At 59.5% G+C, this 846-nt stretch carries 1 protein-coding gene; it reads right to left on the minus strand.

All coding sequences use genetic code 11. From position 1 onward, the window contains the following. Positions 1-846: hypothetical protein (locus IT781_RS21970; protein ID WP_194972300.1), on the minus strand; the 846-nt coding region annotated here is incomplete at both ends.

Consider the following 846-nt stretch of genomic DNA (forward strand, 5'->3'; position numbering starts at 1 on the left):
CGTTCAGCACAACGTTGCCGCCGGCATCGACGGTAAACTCACCGATACCCTGATTATTCAGGCCCGTCAAAGCCTGCTTGAATGTTGCATTGGCGCCCGAGATCACAGCGATCTTGCCCGTAGTCACGAGATGCTGCAGATCCACATCGCTGCCGGCGGTCAGCGTGATGTTGCGATTGCCTGCGGACAGGATTTTATTGTCCGCCATTTTGATGGCGCCGCCTGTCGAGCTGATGGCCATCTCACCGTTATTGGTCAGGATATCATTGTTGAGATTGATACCCTGTTTGCTTTGGGCTTGCAAAGTAGCGCCCTGGCGTGAACGCAAATCGATGCCGCCGAGCGTCAGAGCGCCGTTATTGGCTGTCAGCAGCAACGACCGGTCGGCCAGCAAATCGCCGGCTAAGGTGATGTTGCCGTTTTCAGAGGTGATGGCTGCCGCCGCCGTGGTCTGCGCTGCCGCTTTGCCGCCGCACTCGCCGGAGATCAGGCACAGGGAACCCAGGTTGACGTTGCCGCTCGCCTTCAGGGCCAACCCTGCCGAGCCGGAGTCGATGGCGATGTCATCGGCTGCGGTAATGGCGCCATTCGTCGATTGGATGGCAATGCCGCCATTGTGGGTGAGGATGTCATTGTTGAGCTTGATGCCCTGTTTGCTTTGGGCTTGAACACTAGCGCCCGTGCGCGTGCTCAAATTGATGCCGCCGAGCGTCAGAGCGCCGTTATTGGCCGTCAGCAGCAGCGACCGGTCGGCCAGCAAATCGCCGGCTAAAGTAATGTTGCCGTTTTCAGAGGTGATGGCTGCCGCGGCCGCGGTCTGCGCATCAGGCTTGCCGTCACAGCCGC

This window comes from Methylobacter sp. BlB1 (assembly GCF_015476545.1).
GTDB lineage: Bacteria > Pseudomonadota > Gammaproteobacteria > Methylococcales > Methylomonadaceae > Methylobacter.